This window comes from Clostridia bacterium, assembly GCA_024685775.1.
Taxonomy (GTDB): domain Bacteria; phylum Bacillota; class Clostridia; order Christensenellales; family CAG-1252; genus CAG-1252.
This window is the reverse complement of record JAIKVL010000013.1, coordinates 16,096-34,414: the sequence shown is the minus strand read 5'-3', so window position 1 is coordinate 34,414 and position 18,319 is coordinate 16,096. Positions and strand designations below refer to the sequence as shown.

The following is an 18,319-nucleotide window of genomic DNA, read 5'->3' as shown; positions in this document are numbered from 1 at the left end:
CAACGGGACGAGTTTCAATTCGGGTATGGCGTATATTCTTTCTTCGGGCGGCGATACGGATTTCACGAACTGTACGAGCCTGCCTTCCGTCCAGAATTCTTCGGGAAGAATTATGTTTAAGAACGATTCCTCTCATAAAGGGACGATCAAAGAAGTTATTTCGAGCGGAACGTATATTTCATTCGGTACGAGCGGAAGCGATAACTATCAGACCGTCACGGGAAACGTCGACTGGTACGGAAACCGTTCCGGAAGCTGGGGAATCGACGGATGGAAAACGAACAATAAGGCAAATACCGTAATCAACGGTTATTTGAACGCCTACGGAACGGGTAACGTTTGGTTCGGCTATAAGCTCGGAGGCAACCTTGCTTTAATGAACACGGGTACGGCGTCGCTCGCAGTCGGGAGGATCGGCGGGAAACTGCTTGTGAACAAAGCCGCTTCAAAGCCCGTTTCTTCTTTGACTTGGGACTCCGGCGCGTCCGTTGCAGGACAGGCGATTCTCTACGGAACGAAAAACGGGAATCTTTCTTCGGTAACGACGGGCGGAACGGTCGGCGAAGATCTTTATTGTGACGGATTCAGTAGCGTTACCGTCAGCGGCAAAGTTTCGGGGACGCTGGTCGGCATGAGTTGCGACACGATCACTTCCAACGCCGAACTCAATAGCGCCAGAATGCAACTGAACGGCGGAACCTTCATTTCCAATAAAAAGTGTAGCGGGAACGTCCTTTCCTTTAATTCGCACCTGACAATCAATGCGGACGTCGGCGGTAACGTCGCGCTGACTGCGGATATTTTCGGTTTTTGGTGCGAGCTCGGAACGATGTCCAAGACGATCACCGTCGGCGGGACGATCAAAGTGCGCGGCGTGCTCGTGGATAATTCGCATAATAAATCCACGATCAACGTTTCGGGCTTCTATTTCGGCGACGTTATGAAAGAGTGGAACGAATGCGGGCAATTGTCGTACACGGTGGAAAACGGCGGATTTTGTTTGATCACATCCCCGAAAAAGAACCCCGACGATTATCCGAACGCTTGCAAGATGAACAGCCGCTTGGATATTAAAGGCTGGTTGATTTTGATCAGCTACTCTTCTTCGAGAAAAATGCATTTTTACGGAGACGTGTACTGTAACGCGCTTACCGCCAATACCACGGCGTTCAGCCATAACGGGAATTTGGGAGCGATCAGTTCCGCTTTCGGAAGAGTTTCTTCTTCCGTAAGAGATTGCGGCGGAAACGTTTGGAGCGGAGCTTCCACGAGTACTTCGAAGAGCTTGATTTATTTCCATAAACCCGTCTTCGTTAAGAATGACGACGAGAATACCTATCTCGGCGTCTGTCACGCCGCGAACTGCAATTTCGCCGCGGGTAGCACGCTCATTACGGACGGGCAGGTTTGCTTGACGAGCTGTTATCTTACTTCGAAAGGGTTTGAATCTTCGACCGGGCGGCACTGCTTCACTAACGGAAACCAAGTCACCGATTATAAGGATTCCTCGGGAGCTTGGCGGATGGACGGATCGCTTTTCGCGCATCGATATGCGGATTCGACGGGAATCAACGTCCTGTCGAACGTGGAGACCGAATCCAACGTCTGTTTCTATAACGGATATACCTATTTGCTGGACGGTACGAACTTAAAAGGCGTGCAGATCGCCGCATCTTCAAACGGAACGGGCGTAACCGGCTCGATCTATTCCAAGATGTTCTATTTCGGAGCAGGTCTTGAACTGTCGGGGACGAGTTCCGCGCGCTCGCGCATTTCTTCCGTTCCTCCGAAGTACGAGCACACGACGCCGCAAGCGAGGACGATCATTTGGGTCGAGACCGGGAATTTGAGCGTCGGTGAGAACTGCTATATCGGAAAATGGGTCACGAAATCGCAGATGACGAGCGGAACCGAATATCTTCCCGCGAAGGAGCTTTCCTCGAACCCGGGCGTCTTTGTGACGGCGGGGGCGGCGTGGGTCCACGGCACTTGCACGCTGGATATTTGCGCTTATGACGGTATCGTCGTCGAGAAGAGCGGCGTCGTCTCGGGGAAAGACTATCAATCGTCGGGAACGAGATATTTCGCGGGATTTTATTTGACGGCGGGCTATATTTACGTTAAGAAGACAGACGGAAATTGGTACACCGGGAAGAGCAATAACGCCGATGATCTCGCAGGGTTCTTCGGTTATTTCAAATGTAAGGAAAACGGGCGTAATTTCTGGGCGTCGAATACGGGTGACGGACCGACCGATCGGTCGGCGTATAGACCGGACGGCGCCAAATACGCGAGTATGCTTGCGAGTAACGTTAACAGAAGTACGACCCAAAACTACAATTCCATATACTACACTCCGAACGGCAGCAATGAAAAGATTACGAACATCAAGTCTTCGGGCGTTGTAAGCGCTACGTTGAAAGAACTTAAAAGGAATAACTTTACGCCGTATTCGATTCCCAATCCTTTCCCGACGCGTCTTTCGGTAAGGAGCAATCCCGCGAAACCCTCGGTAACCGGCGAGGAGGATGCGTCTGGCGGGCAGATGGCGAAACTCGATATAAAAATATCGGTGGAGCCTTGGGCGAAAGGAACGCTCTCGTTCGGCGAAGCGTCGATTTCTCCCACCAAAGTCAATGGTCCGATCAACGTCGCTGACTTTCAAAAACAGTTCTCCGTGGAGTTTGAAGGCGCGGGCGGCAGCGTCAAAAAACAAAGCAGCAGTCAATCCGGGTTGAAACACCCGTCCTCGATGTGGACGGATTCCGTCGCCAAAAACTTCGATGAGCAGAACGAAGACTATTGGAACGTTCGATTGATTCCCTATGTTTGGACGTTGCCTTACGCGAATTCGAACGCTCTCTCGGGATACAATAACCCGTCCAAACGCGTCCTGAATATGAAATATCAAGAATCCGTCGGAATAAACTTAAAATGGGAAAATGCGAAGGTGACCGAGGGAGGACAAACCTATTTATTGGCGGAAAAAGCCTGGAATGGCAGTGGCCTTAAATCCGAGATCGGCGATATCGTTTCGAGCTTGAAAAATTCGAAAGGGGAGATCGTTTACGACGGGATCAAGCGCCGCTCCACTTCGGGCGAAGACCGCATCACCGATATATTGGTCTTCGAGAGCGGCGAACTCGATTACGACGCGTTCGTTATGGGGCAGGGCGACGACTACGCGAATTGGAATCGTTCCACAAGAACGAGTCAAGCCTCTTCCAGTTCGGTTTCCGTTTGGGGTTTTACGATTCCGCTCGATTCGACTAAGTGGTATTCGATTCCGCACTCCGGTCTTCATGGAAATCATATGAAAGACGTTATGCGTTCGCCGCAGTGGGCTTGGTATCAAGGCGGACCGATAGGTTCCTACGATATCGTTTGGTACTTCTTCGCTTGTGAGAATCCGCTGGATCCCTATGGAAGTAAACCGAAAGATCTTCACGTCATTATGCCGCAGGGGTACGGCCTCGAATGGTATTATGATAACGAAAACACCTTTACCGTCATCGGAAAAGGGCGCGTGTTCTTATACTTTACGAGCGGAAATAGTTTCTATTTCTATGGGAAAAACACCGATTCGACAAAGCCGTTCGGAACCGTTCGCAAAGTGGACGGAAAGTATCAGCCGCAGCTCTATATCATCGGCGCGGGCACGAATATCGACTTTATTCTGGACGGTATGCCTTTCTACGCGTACGCCTATATGCCCTTCGGTTGGTCAACGGACCTTTATTATCCTCAGGGAAGTTTGGGCGTTTTGAACACGTGGAACGATCTTGCGAATCCCGGAGGGTTTTTCGGAACGTCGAAATATACGAAAAATGCGAACATGCAGACGACTCCCGTCAATCGAAATGCTTTGACGCTCGGCGTCGATAACGGAGGTAAGAAGCGTTTGATCGTCGGAAAGTACGTCGTCGACAACTTTTATTACGCGCCGAACGGAAGCAATAAATTGACCTTCGTTAAAGCCGCGCCGCCCGATCTGTCGGATACGACGATCTATTCGAGAAGCGTAATGAAGAACGGAAAGATGACGTTCGGAACGGGTACGAAATACAGTTTGTCTACCTTTATGACGCTACCGCCGAATTTCAGCACGCAGATGCTGGATTGGAAGTACGTCAGCATTCGTGTGGAGGGGTAAAAAATGAAAAGGGTTTTTAAGATGAGAAAGAATAAAAGAGGATTTACCTTGATGGAAGTCGTCATCGCGCTTGCCGTCGTCGGCTTGATCTGCGCGCTCATCTTGCCGCTGACTTCCAGCGCGATGGCATCCTTTAACGCCGCGCAGGAAATGCGCAACGTGGCGTCTACCGCGAATAAGGAAATGGCGACTTCAAAGTACGCTACCGACAGTTCTTCCGAAAAAAGAAAAAAAGACTTGTACGTAACGGTTCGTTTCGACGAGCTTGCGATTAAGTCCGAAAGTAAACTCAAATTCTCTCAGACCGGCGCGAGCGAATCCAAATACGGATCCACCGTGACCTATTACGACCTCGAACAGATCAACGTTACCGGAATGGGCGAGACGAAATCATAATAAGAGGGCGAGAGCCGAAAAAATGGGAGGCGAAAATGCTGTTTGCGAGGATGAAAAAACTCAATAACAAAAGGGCGATGAGCTTAGTCGAAATGGTCGTCGCGATCGCGGTGACGGGGATTCTTGCCGTCTGCCTTTCCATGGTCTTGTCTCCCGTCTCCAAGACCTACGGCGTCAATAAGACCCGCTCCGAACTCGCTTCCTTTACGGATCGTGCGATGGCGAGCATCGCGCTCGATCTTCGCGGCGCATCCGAAGTCCGCGTTACGACGAATAAGTATAGTTCTCCGGGTGATTTCGGATATTACGGATACTTTGCTTGCGATGAATTTAAAGTCGGTAGCACTGTGCAAAAAGGAACCTTCTACATAACGCGCTGCGATTGGCATTTGACTTGGCAAAAGATATTTCTTCCGCCCGACGTCAGAAAGAACTATGCGAATATGACGGATGCGGATATGAGAAAGGAGGTCGAATTCATTAAAGAGCTCGCGCCCGCGGGCTATCCGCACCCCGCGATTAACCTTTGGCATTATAAAAAGTTCGGCGAAGCCTGCAACGGGATCGAGTTGAACGGCGACGGCGGTTTCTTTATGCTGGTTCGCAAAAATCCCGACGACGGAGATCGCGGCAACGCTTTGGAGATCCATTTGAAGGTCAAAAAAGGGAAAATATCCTACGAAGCGACGAAATCCGTAGTTTGCGAAAATTTGGTCATCAATCAAGGGTCGATCCTGACGGCGAATCTTTCGGAAAATAAAAAAGCCACAGTCAGCACAGTCGAAGATCCGAATAACAGCAAGAACACGAAGTACTATTCGATTTGGTTCAAAAAGTGAATAGGAGAGCAAATAAGATATGATATTTACGAGATGGAAAAAGCGTATGAATAAAAAGGGAATGAGCTTGGTCGAAATGGTCGTCGCGATCGCGGTGACGGGGATTCTTGCCGTTTGCCTTTCGATGATCATGTCACCGGTCATGAATACGTACAGTCTCAATAAGACGCGCGCCGAGCTTGCAAATTATTCCGATCGCATTTTGACGCATATGGCGTCCGATTTTCGCGGAGCGAGAAATATTATGCTCGTCGGAAAATCCGATTCCAGTCCGTATCCTTCCTACAGCGTTCCCGCATTGAATTACGGCAAGCCCGGCATTGCTCCCAGTATCGATTACGGGTATTGTTTATCGACCGAATACTTTGATGGTAAAGGGGATAAATATAAATTGAAAAACACGCCGATTCTTTCCAAGGTTACGCAATGGAACGATTACTCCAGAAATGAAAGAAACGTTTATCCCGCAGATCTGAATTACGTTATGAATTGGGATAGTTTTAAAAGCGCGCGTCCCGAATTCGATCGGGAAGATTCCGGAGTGCCGGGGGGAGACGGTTACACCGTAAATTATTATTATAAAGATCCCCTTACCACCGGGACGGGCGGGATCTACGTGGACGGCGATTCAAGCGCGACGAACGGAAACGCGGGCTTTTATATGCTCGTTAAAGCGAATCCGGATGACGGCGGAAGAGGGAATATCATTGACATCCATATTCGATTGAGAAAAGGAAAGATCAAATATGAAGCCTCAAAAGCGGTCGTTTGCGAAACATTGGTGTTGAATAAAATCGGGACGCAAAAAGCTACGATCCCGGCCGGTTTGAACGGGTTGGATCCCGCGGTGATCAGCACGAAAGACACGCCGGGCAGCACGGGTTGCACTCCGTATTATTCATGCTGGTTCGGCATCGGCGTGCATCAGCAGTTGGGACAATAGGCTTTCTTCGGGCGTTCCCCGCGATCGCCGCTAATTTGCAAAACGGAGTTTTGATAAAGGAAAATGAAGTACATCTTTTGGGCGTTTTTAACGATACTTGCGGTTTTTGCGGGCGGCTTTCTCGGTCGCCTGTCTTATGCGCTCCCGCGCGGCGACGCTCGCGAGATCTGGGATCCCGCTTGCCCGTTTTGCGGCAGGCGTTACGGATTCCGCTTTAATCTTCCGATCTTAGGTATTCTTCTTTTCCGTGCCCGTTGCCCGCATTGCGGGGAGAGCGCCGCGCCGCGCGCTTTCTTCTCCGAGATCCTTTTCGGAGCGTCTGCGCTTTTGCTTCTTATTTCCTACGATCTGTCTCCGATCTTTTTCGCGTATCTCGGAGTATCCGCGCTTTTGTTGATGCTTTCTTTGATCGACCTTGACATAAAAGAAGTCCCGCATTCGATCTTGCTTGCGATTCTGCTCTTCGGCGCGCTCTTTTTCGTCTTTTCCTTTACCGACTATTCTCTGACGAGCGTTCGTTGGTGGGAGCATTTGATCGGTGCGATTGCGATCAGTCTGCCTCTGTTCCTCGTGATGATGGCGACGGGCGGCGGAGTCGGCGGAGGCGACGTCAAATTGATGTTTTGCCTCGGTTTTCTGCTCGGCTATAAAGCGGTCGTCGTCGCTTTTCTCGCGGGGATTGTCTTCGCCGCGCTGTATTCGCTTTTTATGATCGTAAAGTACGGAAAAAGCGGGAGATTTCAAGTCCCGCTCGTTCCTTTTCTCTCGCTCGGTTTTCTGTTTGCCGTGACGTACGGTCATTATTTGGAAGAGCTGCTCTTTTTCGCGACCGTTTAAGGAAGCTATCCTCCTCGTTTCGGAAAATCTACGCCGCGGAATATGTCGTTCTCGGCGCGTTTTTTTTCTCTTCGATCGCGCTTCGCGAGCGTCGATTTTTCCCGAAAAACCCGATATTGACAGAGTAATTATTTTATGATATAATACTATTCGCGCGATATGCGCGTTGGAGGCATTATGAGCAAACTTACTCTTGGTCAAATCTTACTTCAAAAAGGTTTCGTAAAGCCGCAGGATCTGAAACAGGCGAGGGAAGTGCAGATCGCGAATCCGCAGAAAAGCCTTGCCGAAATTTTGATCTCCTTAAACGTAACGTCCGAAATCAATATCCTTTCCGCTTTGGCGCAGCGTATGAACGTCCCTCTGATCGAAGGCGCGATCTTCGTCACGGATACCGATATCATCAAGCTCGTCCCGGAAAAGGTCGCTCGCAAGCATACGATCATCCCTTACAAGATGGATCGCAATAAGCTCATCGTCGCGATGCGCGACCCGAGCAATATGGATGCGGCGGAAGATATCAAGATGGCTTCCGGAATGGATATCGGTTTCGTCCTCGCGACCGCTCCCGCGATCAACGACGCGATCGAAAAATATTATGCGAACGTCACCGCGCAGAAAATGGCGGAAGATATTTCGCAGCAAGAAGCGCAGGAGCAAGCGCAAAACGCCAATAACGAACTCGACGATCGCGTCGACAGCGCGCCGATCGTCAAAATGCTCAACACCCTCGTTCAGCAGGCGTTCGTTACGCACGCCAGCGATATTCACATCGAGCCCTTCCGCGATACCGTCATTATCCGAATGCGTATCGACGGCGCGTTGCAGGAATATATGAGAATTACTCCTTCGGCGCATAAGAGCTTGATCACGAGAATTAAGATCCTTTCCAATATGAACATCGCGGAAAAGCGTATCCCGCTCGACGGTCGTTTCGACTACACGTTCGAGGGCGAGCTTATCGATATCCGTGTCTCCACGCTTCCGACGACTTACGGCGAAAAAGCCGTTTTGCGTTTGCTCGGCACCGCGATGGGGCAGGATGTTAAGCTGACCGACCTCGGTATGCTTCCCGAGAACGCCGAAAAGTTTATGAGGGTTTGCGAAGCGCCGAATGGCGTCGTCCTTGTCACGGGTCCGACCGGTAGCGGTAAATCCACGACCCTTTACACCGTTCTCCAAGACCTGAACAAACCGACGGTCAACGTCACGACGATCGAAGACCCTGTCGAAAAGAAGGTCTTCGGGATCAATCAGGTTCAAACGAACCATAAAGCCGGTTTGGACTTCGCTTCCGCGCTTCGTTCCATCCTTCGTCAGGACCCGGACGTCGTTATGATCGGTGAGATTCGTGATAACGAAACCGCCGATATCGCGATGCGCGCCGCTATCACCGGTCACTTGGTGCTTTCCACGCTCCACACGAACGATGCGGTTTCCACGATCGCCCGTTTGATCGATATGGACGTTCCGCCTTACCTCGTCGCCGCCGCGTTGAACGGCGTCCTCGCGCAGCGCCTTGTCAGGAAGCTTTGCCCGAAATGTAAGCAAAAGGTCGAAGTCACCGAGGCGCAACGGAATATTTTGAAAGATCCGACTTTGAAAGAGTGCTACGGTCCCGTCGGTTGCCCGAACTGCAGCTTTACGGGGTATAAGGGCAGAACTTCGATCCACGAGGTCTTGGTGGTGGACGTCACTCTCCGCGAATTGATCACCAAGAACGCGACGACCGAAGAACTTCGCGAATACGCGCAAAAGTCCGGTATGATCTTTATGGATGAAAACGTCAGACTCAAAATCAAAGAGGGCATTACTTCCGTCGACGAATATATGAGGACGATCTACACGGTCTGATCTCGTTTCGCGGAAAAACGCAATTTCCGAGGCGTAAAATCTGCATTGATAGTATATAAATCAAAAAAAACGGCGAATCGATTCGCCGTTTTTTCTATGTCGTTTTTCGTCCGTTCGATCGGAGGGCGTTATAAATCGAACGGCCCGGTCATTTTGATTCCGTTCGTCGTCGAGTAAAACTTGCCGCCCGAACGCAAGGTGATCTTGACGATACTGTACTTTGCGACCGTGCTTTTCGGGTTTTCTTTGTGCTGGATATAAATCGTTCCGTCCTTCGTCAAAGATCCCTTAACGCAAGGATTTGTGGATAGCTCCTTTAAAACGTTCGCCGGGAATCTCGTTTTGAGTTGGGTTTTGGAAAAAGAACCGTAACCTAAATTACATTGATTGACGTAGATCGAAGTGATGCGCCAATAGCTTTCCAGCGAGGCCTGCGCGGCTTTTTTTTGCGAACTTTTTACGACCGCCGATAAAGAAACGACGACGATCGAAGAAAGAACCGCGATGAGCGCGACGACGACGAGGACTTCGACCAGCGTAAAGCCTTTTGGATTTTTTGAACTTTTGCAGAACCTTTTCATTGATTTTATTTTATCACGCTTGCCCGCCGCTGTCAATATAGCGTATTGACAACTAATATAATTTAATGATATTATATAGATATGAAAAAGTTGCGCGGTATTTTTAAAAAATTCATAAAGGGTTTTACGCTCGTGGAGCTTATTGCCGTAATGGCGCTGATGGCGATCGGCGCCGCTATTGCCATCCCCAATCTCCAAGGGACGATGACGCGTGCGGAAAGAAAGAAGTACGATTCCTATTTGATGCAAGCAAAGACGAACGTCCAAAATTACGTCGACCTTTTGAACCTCGGCGAATTTTCGTATCCGGTAACCGATACGGACGGCGTTACGATTGTTAATCACAATATCGCGCTCTCGACGGAACTCAACATCGTTTTGAACAAAATGAATTTCGATACGAGCTTTGAGTATTACGTCTACGATACCGGGCGAACCGTTAAACAAAACGGAAAAAACGTCGTCGTGTATGATTATAACGACACGGGAACGGCGAATCCGCTGAGTAGCGCGAAAGCGTATTACGAACCGAGTTCTTTCGGCGGGAACAAGGATCTTATGATCGTCTTGATCCACAGGAAGGACGGGGGTGTTTATGAGCTCGGAATTATTTGGTATTATGTTCGTTCGAAAGACGAAATGATTTCTTATTTGATATATAAAGATCAGATTTTCCACAGGTATACCAGATCAGGTAGACCAGATGAATAATTCAATTTTTTGTTTTCGGAGAAATCTATGAAGAAAAAAACGTTGAATCAAAAGATCGCTTTTATCGCGGTGGGGCTTGTGCTCGCCGCGATGCTTGCTTTTACCATGGCGGCGTGCAGTTTGTTTACGGATGCCGTAACGAGTCTTTTCGAGAGCGGCGCGGAACGAACGCTTTCTTCGCAGAACGAAACGAATGAGAACACGGAAACGCAAGATCCCGAAAAAGAGAATCAAGAGCAGGATCAGCCGGGAAACGAGGATCAAAAGCCCGACGACGGCGGCGAAGAGACTACGGAAAAACCGAATCAAGGGGGAGAAGAGACTACCGATCCCGGAGAAGAACAAACCGCGAACCATAACCAAGGAGAGCAGGGCGCGCCCGAGCATACGGGGATCGTTACGTTTACGTCCGATCTCGTCTACGATAAGGCGAGCCAAGAAGATTTTCTGATTTCCGCGACGCATGAAAATATGAATTATTACGCGCTTTTCGGCGCGGGACTCACGAGCGACACAATTGCGAAAAGGACCGATCTTTTCGGTTCGAGCGCGATCGCGGTGGACGGCGAATACCTTTCCGAACTTCCTTCGGGACTTTATGAGCTTTGCTACGCCGTAACGGACGGTTACGACGTCTTCTACGATTATTTCGATCTCAGGATCGCGAATTCGGCGGCGAAAGCGCAAAACGTAAAGATCGATTACGATCTCGAATATCCGAACGTGTGCGTCACCTTTACCTGCGATTGCGGAGGAAGTCACACGGTCGCTTACGATAAAGAAAAGCGCACGTTGGCAGCCGGCGAAAGGATTTTCAGAGTCACCGAGCCCGGCGATAAATGCAACAAACACACCGCTTGGGTCAAATGCACGGGCGGAACGACGAATGCCGAAAAGCCTTCTCCCGCAAGTGCGGTCGTCAGCGGCGGGTATCTGACGAATACCTATTCGTTTATGGGAAAGACGGCGGATAAGTATATCGAAGACGTGTCGGAACTCGTTCATCTTTATCAATACATGATCTACGGCGGCGTCACCGTCAATACGGAAGCCGGGATCTCCGCCGAAGTCCGTACGCTTTTGAACGAGGACGCAAATGCGTTTTTGTCTTGCATTCAGAGTAAATTAACGATCCCGTGGGGATGTCAGATCGGGCTTCAAGGCACTTCGGATTCGAACGTCGTGACTTTTAAGGTCGAGCAGAACGGCGCGGGCAACGATCTTAAATCCTATTATGAGAACGCCGATCAGTTCGAATCTCCTTCTTTTACTTCGCATTACGAGATGCTCGGAGAGCGCGATTACGCCGCGTCGCTCCCGATCGACGCGAAAGCGCCCGTTACCGTTCGCAACGTAAAAGAGCTTTTTGCCGCGGTGGAAGCGGGCTATTGCCCGGTCGCGGAAGGAGAAACGCTCGCTCTTTATAACAAAGCGAGAAATTTCTGCAAGAACTACGTTTCCGATTCGATGTCCGAGATCGAGAAGTTACACGTTTTCTACGATTATCTCGCGGGTGAGATCAAATACGATAATTCGGTCTTGAACCTGTATTCCGTGGTCGGAGCGCTCCCGCAGTACGATTCGTTGACCGACGCGAAGCATTTCCTGTCGCAGGAGAGCGCGAAAGCCTCGAACGAGTTTTCTCTTCAAATGAAAGCGGCGATCAAGGAGATCACGGACGACGAATCCATCACGACGGTCAGAGAGCTTACTTCACGCTTGAAAGAAGGGTATATGCAGCGTTTGTCCGCATTCTCCGCAGAGGGCGTCTTTAATGACGGAGCGGCGGTCTGCGAAGGGATTTCCTACGCGTTTATGCTCCTTTCTCGGATCGAAGGGATCGAATGCTATCAGGTCACCGGCTACGCGACGAACGGCGGTTCGCCCGTCGCGCACGCTTGGAACAAGGTCAAGGTAGGCGGCAAGTGGTACGCCGTGGACGCGACTTGGGGCAATTACAAAGTCGATCGCAATCGCGGAAAAGCGGGAGAAGAGCCCGACGTCGTTAAGTTCGTCTCACACCGCTACTTTATGGTGGACGAGTCGAAGTTTTACGAAAGTCACGCCGAGACGATCCGCGCGGCGTACGGCGTCCAAAACGTCGCGAGTTCGGACGTCGAGTACTTCAAAGGCGTCGAAACGAAAAAGAATCACAGCCTTTATATCGAAAATTCCGTCGATCTGCTCGCCGCCGTTAAGTACTACACGGACGGCGGAAGCCGCTATATGGAATTCCTTGCTTCCGATGAATATTCGATCACTTCCAAAAAGGTTTTGGATGCGCTTACGGAAATTTTGAAACGCTCCGTTACTTTGGTTTACAGCGAAGGCGACACCTTCTTGGCGTACTACACGGTGTCGTAATGAAATTCAAAGGTGCGGGGATAGAACTCGAATTCAATAAGACGACCTTCGGCGTGGAGCGCGCTTCGATCACGGGAGATCCGACGGATTTTTGCTTCGTTAAAGGGAAGAATTTCGCGCTTCCGAGCGGGAATAATTTTTTGCTGAAAAGCGAATTCGAAGGCGGCGTCTTTAAGGCGGAGTTTTTGTATTTCAACGATATGACCGCAAAAGTCTCGGTCGAGGAAAAGAACGCCTCGATCGCTTTTTCTTACGTTTTTAAGAACGAAGGCAAAAAGAAGATCTCTCTCGAAGAAGGCGAGATCGGTTTTTTCGCTTCTTTTAACGACGGCGGCGCGGAACCCGATCTTTCGGTCAAACGCCGTTTGCATGCGCACGTCCGCGTGGGCGGTACGTTCGCGCACGTTTTCCCCGTCCGCAATTCCGGCTCGGGTCCGGTGATCGCTCTTTTGATGACGAAAGGGCGCGTCCCTTCCTATTCGGTGGAGCGCGGCGTAAAAAAGGACGATCGCGGAGAGATCCTTTTCAATTTCCCCGCGCTTTCGCTCGAACCCGGCGAGACCTACGAGGCGGCGTTCTCCCTCTTTATCGCGGACGGCAGATGGGATTTCGAGGATAAAAAATTCGCGCTCGGCGCGCCCGACATTCGGGCGTACGGTCTATGCGGTTTCGAAGGCGAAGCGTTGACCGTTCGCGCGCCCGAAGGCACGGCGCTCGTTACGGAAAAGGGGAGTTTGCCGTTTGACGACGGCGAATGTTCCGTCGCGCTTGAAGGGAGCGGCGAGAAAAAGGCGAGCGTTCGCGCGCACGACGAACTGTTCGAGTTGACCTATTACGTTCTTTCGCGCGATCTTACGGAAAAGCGCGCGCGCTATCTGTTGGAGAATCAATACGTTAAAGAGGGTCCGTTCAAGGGTGCGTTCTGCGCGTTCGATCCCGTTCGAAAGGAGCAGGTTTTCAAGAAAAAACCGTCGAGTCCGTTTTCGTTTGCGGGGGAGAGAGCGTCGGCGCTGCTGTTTTTGCTGTCAAGCTTGAATTCGGGCGAAAAATTTTCCGAAGAGATCCTTTCCGCCGTGGAAGATTCGATCGCTTTTTACGATAAAGAGGTCTTTTCGGACGGTGATTTTTCGGAAAGAGCGGATAAGAAAAAATCCAAGTATCTCAAAGATTTCGCCGAGTATCCTTTGTATGCGGCGATCCAATACGAGGCGTATCTCTATAAAAAGGACGTTTCCCGATTGATCGAGAGCGCGGCGATCCTGATGGATTATTACCGCAAGGGCAGAGATTCTTTTACCGCCACGAACGTTTGCTCCGTTTACGACGCGCTTCGGAAGGAAGGGAAGGACGCGGTCGCATCCGCGTTGAAGACTTCCGTCGTCACGCTTGCGGATAAAGTCCTCGCGAGCGGCAACCGTTACGGGCTGTTCAAGGGCGCGGCGTATACGCCCGAACTCATCGCGGGCGCGCTTTCTCTGATGACGGACGCCGTATTTTTGAGCGGAAACGACTATTATCTCGTTCCCGCGGAAGATCATCTTGCGCGCTTGAAAGCCTTTTCCGCGCCTTCTTTATCGTACGCGGAAGATTTCGTCCCCCTCGTTTATCGTGAAAATCGCTCGACGGGGCGCTCCGTCGATTATTCTCCGTACTATTCGAATTCGCTCGTGGCGCTCGCTTTCGCCCGCTATGCGATCGCCGCGAAAAAGGATAAATATTTCCTGATCGCGAAGAAGATCGTCAAGGCGTGTCTGACTCTTTTTAAGGAAGACGGAAGCGCGTCGAGAGGGCGCAGTTTGCCGAAAACCGTAAACGACGTCGCGCCGTCCGCTTACGAGGAAATTTCCTTCGGAGAAGACCTGATTTTGTATCACTTTAACTTGCTATTTATGCGTCGTTCGCTTATAATTTAGGAAGGAGGGCTTTACGATGTCACTTACCAAAGAACAATGGATCCAACTCGAAAAGAAAGCGTCCGCCATCAGGCGTAAGACCGCGGAGGTCTGCGTTTGGGCGAAAGGCGCGCATATCGGCGGTGCGTACAGTAGCGCGGATGTGCTCGTCGCGCTTTATTATCACGTTATGAATTTCAACAAAGAGAATTATCTCTCGCCCGATCGCGACAGGCTGATCATCAGCAAAGGTCACGCCGGCGTTATCACCGCTCCGATCCTCGCCGATCTCGGCATTATGGATGAAGCGCTTCTTTCGACCTATAACCACACGGGCTCCCCGTTCGGCGTCCACCTCGATAAAAGAAAGGTCAAAGGTCTCGAAGCTTCCACCGGATCTTTGGGTCACGGTCTTTCGATCGGTCTCGGTCTCGCGATGGCGGCTCGCTTAAATCAAAAAGACTATTTTACCTACGTCCTTCTCGGCGACGGCGAGTGCGACGAGGGCAGCATCTGGGAAGCGGCGATGAGCGCGGCGCATTTCAAAATGACCAACCTCGTTACCCTCGTGGATAGGAATAACTGCATGATCGACGGCCGCACCGAGGACGTTATGCGCCTCGAACCCTTTGCGGATAAATGGCGCGCCTTCGGTTTCGAAGTGATGGAGATCGACGGGCATTCCTTCCCCGAGATCATCTCCGCTCTCGAAAAGGCGAAAGCGAATAAGACCGACAAACCGGTCTGTATTATCCTGAACACCTTCAAAGGAGAGGGCGTCGGGTTTATGCGCGATAACTATAAATGGCACTACGGCACTTTGAACGAAGAGCAACTTGCCGAAGCGTTCGCCGATCTCGACGCGTATGAGAAAGAGCGTATCGCAAGAGCGGAAAAGGAGGGCAAGTAAATGAAAGAATTCGCAATCATCTCTGAGGAAGCAAGAAGCACGACCGAAGCCTTCGGAAAGGCTTTGACCGCCCTCGCGGACGAGCATAAGGACGTCGTCGCGCTTTCCGCCGACCTTGCCGGTTCCGTTAAAGTTACCTTGATGCAAAAGAAATATCCCGAGCGCGTCTTCGACGTCGGTATCGCGGAGCAAAATATGGTGAGTATGGCGGCGGGTCTCGCTCTCGGCGGTTTGACCCCGTTCGCGGCTACTTTCTCCGTCTTCCTTTCCCTGCGCGATCTCGATCAGGTCCATACCGATATTTGCTATCAGAACCTGAACGTTAAGATGCTCGGATCCCACGGCGGGACGTCTTTCTCCCAAGCGGGCAGCACGCACCACGCTTTGGACGATATCGCCGCGCTTCGCGGTATGGCGAATTTGACGATCATCTGCCCCGCGGACTATATCGAGACCCAACTCGCGACCAAAGCGGTCTATGAAAAATTCGGTCCGATGTATATCAGAATCAACCGCGGCACGGATTACGACGTCTATAACACCGATTCATACGGATTCGAGATCGGAAAATCCGTCCTTATGAAAGACGGCGCGGATTTCACCGTCATCGCTTGCGGCAGTATGGTTCACGAGGCGCTCGTTGCGGCGCGTTCTTTGAAAGAAAAGGGCGTCGATCTCCGCGTGATCAATATGCACACGATCAAGCCGATCGATAAAGAGGCGATCTTGAAAGCGATGAAAGAGACGGGCGGTATCGTTACCGCGGAAGATCATAACGTGATCGGCGGTCTCGGAAGCGCGGTCTCCGAAGTTATCGCGGAGAACGGCGGCATTAAGAAATTCAAGAGGCTCGGCGTTCCCGACGAGTTTTCGATCATCGGCGCGAGAAAGGATATCCTCGCGCATTACGAGATCGACGCGGCGGGGATCGAAAAGAACGTTCTTTCGCTTCTCGGAAAATAAGAAATCAAACGAATCGTCCGCTTCGGAAATTCCGAAGCGGACTTTTTTTATGCACGGGTTCGGATTGAAAACGGACGGGTTTTCGCCGTGAAATCTTTCGAAAGCGTTTTTTTATCGTAAATTCGGTCAATAATGCGCGTATGAGCGCAAAGAGCAAAACCATCGAATTCTTGTTTCGGATCGCGGGCGTTTCCAAGCCGCAAAAGCCGCGAGCCTTCTATAAAAAACTCCGAAAAAACGCGATCGCGTATAAGAAGGGAGAGAAGATTCCGCGAAAGGTCTCGGGCGTCCTCGTCGAGAAAAACGTGTATTGCGGAATGGTCTATTATACGTTCGTTCCGAAGCAAGTCGATTGTTCGGCGGCGGTTTTGTATTTACACGGAAGCGGTTATACGAACGCGCATAAAAGAGCGCACGAAACCTTCGCCGCGGCGATCGCGAAGAACGTCCACGCGAGAGTGTTTTTCCCGATTTATCCGAAACTCCCGATTTGTACCGCCGTTTCCTGCGAAGCGGTCCTCAATAACTTTTATCGTTTTTTGCAAAAGCAAGGCAAAGTTTGTCTCGTGGGGGATAGCAGCGGCGCGTCGCTCTGTTTGATCCTTTCCGAGGAAAAGCCGGAAGCGGATAAGATCGTCGCGATTTCGCCATGGCTCGACGCGGAGCTGAGGGGCGTCGGCGCGGAAGAGCAGAAGAAAGACGTTTTTCTTTCCGCCGACCGATTGCGGTACGTCGCGAAACTTTGGGCGTTCGATCTTCCCTTGGACAGCCCGAAGATCAGTCCCGCCGCAGGGAACTTCGAGGGGAAAGAGATCCTTCTTTTTTGCGGAGAAAACGAGATTTTTTTGCCGAGTATACGATCTTTTTACGAGGTCGTCGGAAAAAAGCGGAATATTCGCGTGGAGTATTACGAAGGGAAAGACCAACCCCACGATTATCCGCTTTTGCCGACCGCGGAAGGAGAGGAAGCGCGAAAGATCGTCTTCGACGCGCTCGTCTGCTTTTTGTATGAAAGATCCGCGCGCGCGGAAAGCTCGGAAAAGGGGGTTCGATCGTGAAGTTTTTGTTGGCGTTTTTATCGTTGGTTGCGGCGGGGATCGTTGCTTTGACCGTGACGGTTTCTCCGTCCGTCGTAGCGGAATGGGAGAGGTCGTTCCCGGTCTCGAATCGAACCGATCGACCCGATCGAACCGAAGAAGCGGATAGGGAAGCGGTCGCAGAGCGCGACGCGCAAGAGGAAAGGGCGGAGTCCGTCCTGCAAAACGGGGGGATCTATATCCGAGATTTTCGCGAACCTTTCTCGAAAGAATTCGAAAGAAAGACGGAAGAAAAGCTTGCGGGACGGATGCTTTCGGGCGGCGATTTCGATTATAAAAGCTTTGCGTTTCGCGATCGAATGACGCCGCTTTCGGAGCCGCTTTCGGATGACGAACTCGCTTTCGTTTTCTCGAAAATCGTTTCGTCGCGGACTTCGTCGGTCCCGATCCGCGGGCTTTTGGAAGATCTTTCCTTTCGAAACGAGGGCGGCGTTTTGTCCGTCCGCGCGGTCGTTACGCTTTCTTTTTCGGATCTTTCGAAGGCGTACGGGATTTCTTTCCTGCCTCCTTCCGCGACGTTCGTTCTGTCCGTTCCGTTTTCCGTTAAAAACTCGGAAATATCCGCATATTCCGATAAAATCGAATTATCGTGCGACGCGTTCACTCTTCCCAAAGCGCTCTTGGTTTTCGCTTGCAACGCGGCGTTTGGGAAAAAGGATTATCAGACCTTATTCGGCGAGGCGCTCGAAAACGTTTTCGTCAACGGCGGAATTTACGGGGAAAGTATTGCACGCGCGCGAGAAAAGTGATAGAATTATATTGCATAAATATAATAGCAG

At 50.9% G+C, this 18,319-nt stretch carries 14 protein-coding genes; 13 read left to right on the top strand and 1 reads right to left on the bottom strand.

The features are described 5' to 3' along the window. The first annotated feature begins 25 nt into the window (after positions 1-25). The 6 genes from K5753_02830 to tadA all read left to right on the top strand — a co-directional run bounded on the left by K5753_02830 (position 26) and on the right by tadA (position 9,022). On the top strand, positions 26-4,153 hold the full coding sequence (locus tag K5753_02830; protein ID MCR4726137.1) for a hypothetical protein: 4,128 nt from the start codon (positions 26-28) through the stop codon (positions 4,151-4,153). A gap of 3 nt (positions 4,154-4,156) precedes the next feature. Next, on the top strand, positions 4,157-4,549 hold the full coding sequence (locus tag K5753_02825) for a type II secretion system GspH family protein (protein MCR4726136.1): 393 nt from the start codon (positions 4,157-4,159) through the stop codon (positions 4,547-4,549). 35 nt (positions 4,550-4,584) lie between these two features. Then, positions 4,585-5,388: a type II secretion system GspH family protein gene (locus K5753_02820; protein MCR4726135.1), complete on the top strand. Its 804-nt coding sequence runs from the start codon at positions 4,585-4,587 to the stop codon at positions 5,386-5,388. A gap of 19 nt (positions 5,389-5,407) precedes the next feature. After that, a complete protein-coding gene (locus tag K5753_02815; protein ID MCR4726134.1) occupies positions 5,408-6,331 on the top strand; it encodes a prepilin-type N-terminal cleavage/methylation domain-containing protein in 924 nt (307 codons plus the stop codon). Positions 6,332-6,394: 63 nt separating this feature from the next. Next, positions 6,395-7,168 (top strand): A24 family peptidase, encoded by a 774-nt coding sequence (locus tag K5753_02810; protein ID MCR4726133.1) that lies wholly within the window; start codon positions 6,395-6,397, stop codon positions 7,166-7,168. Positions 7,169-7,345: 177 nt separating this feature from the next. Continuing rightward, a complete protein-coding gene (gene tadA / locus K5753_02805) occupies positions 7,346-9,022 on the top strand; it encodes a Flp pilus assembly complex ATPase component TadA (GenBank protein MCR4726132.1) in 1,677 nt (558 codons plus the stop codon). 128 nt (positions 9,023-9,150) lie between these two features. Here the strand turns inward: tadA and K5753_02800 are convergent, their stop codons facing one another. After that, positions 9,151-9,603 (bottom strand): prepilin-type N-terminal cleavage/methylation domain-containing protein, encoded by a 453-nt coding sequence (locus K5753_02800; GenBank protein ID MCR4726131.1) that lies wholly within the window; start codon positions 9,601-9,603, stop codon positions 9,151-9,153. An 81-nt stretch (positions 9,604-9,684) separates the two neighbouring features. Here K5753_02800 and K5753_02795 point away from each other — a divergent pair, with 81 nt between their 5' ends. The 7 genes from K5753_02795 (at position 9,685) to K5753_02765 (ending at position 18,289) form a co-directional block, all read left to right on the top strand. Beyond that, a complete protein-coding gene (locus K5753_02795; protein ID MCR4726130.1) occupies positions 9,685-10,314 on the top strand; it encodes a type II secretion system GspH family protein in 630 nt (209 codons plus the stop codon). A 27-nt stretch (positions 10,315-10,341) separates the two neighbouring features. Beyond that, positions 10,342-12,678 (top strand): hypothetical protein, encoded by a 2,337-nt coding sequence (locus K5753_02790; protein ID MCR4726129.1) that lies wholly within the window; start codon positions 10,342-10,344, stop codon positions 12,676-12,678. After that, positions 12,678-14,591, top strand: a complete 1,914-nt coding sequence (locus K5753_02785; GenBank protein MCR4726128.1) for a hypothetical protein — start codon at positions 12,678-12,680, stop codon at positions 14,589-14,591. The genes K5753_02790 and K5753_02785 overlap by 1 nt, the downstream gene beginning before the upstream one ends. Positions 14,592-14,607: 16 nt before the next feature. Then, entirely contained in the window at positions 14,608-15,480 is an 873-nt protein-coding gene (locus K5753_02780) for a transketolase (protein ID MCR4726127.1), read from the top strand. Next, positions 15,481-16,443: a transketolase family protein gene (locus K5753_02775; GenBank protein MCR4726126.1), complete on the top strand. Its 963-nt coding sequence runs from the start codon at positions 15,481-15,483 to the stop codon at positions 16,441-16,443. A 140-nt stretch (positions 16,444-16,583) separates the two neighbouring features. After that, positions 16,584-17,501 (top strand): alpha/beta hydrolase, encoded by a 918-nt coding sequence (locus K5753_02770; GenBank protein MCR4726125.1) that lies wholly within the window; start codon positions 16,584-16,586, stop codon positions 17,499-17,501. Further along, the gene (locus K5753_02765; protein ID MCR4726124.1) at positions 17,498-18,289 is read left to right on the top strand and encodes a hypothetical protein; all 792 of its coding nucleotides are present in this window, start codon (positions 17,498-17,500) and stop codon (positions 18,287-18,289) included. The genes K5753_02770 and K5753_02765 overlap by 4 nt, the downstream gene beginning before the upstream one ends. Positions 18,290-18,319: the final 30 nt, after the last annotated feature.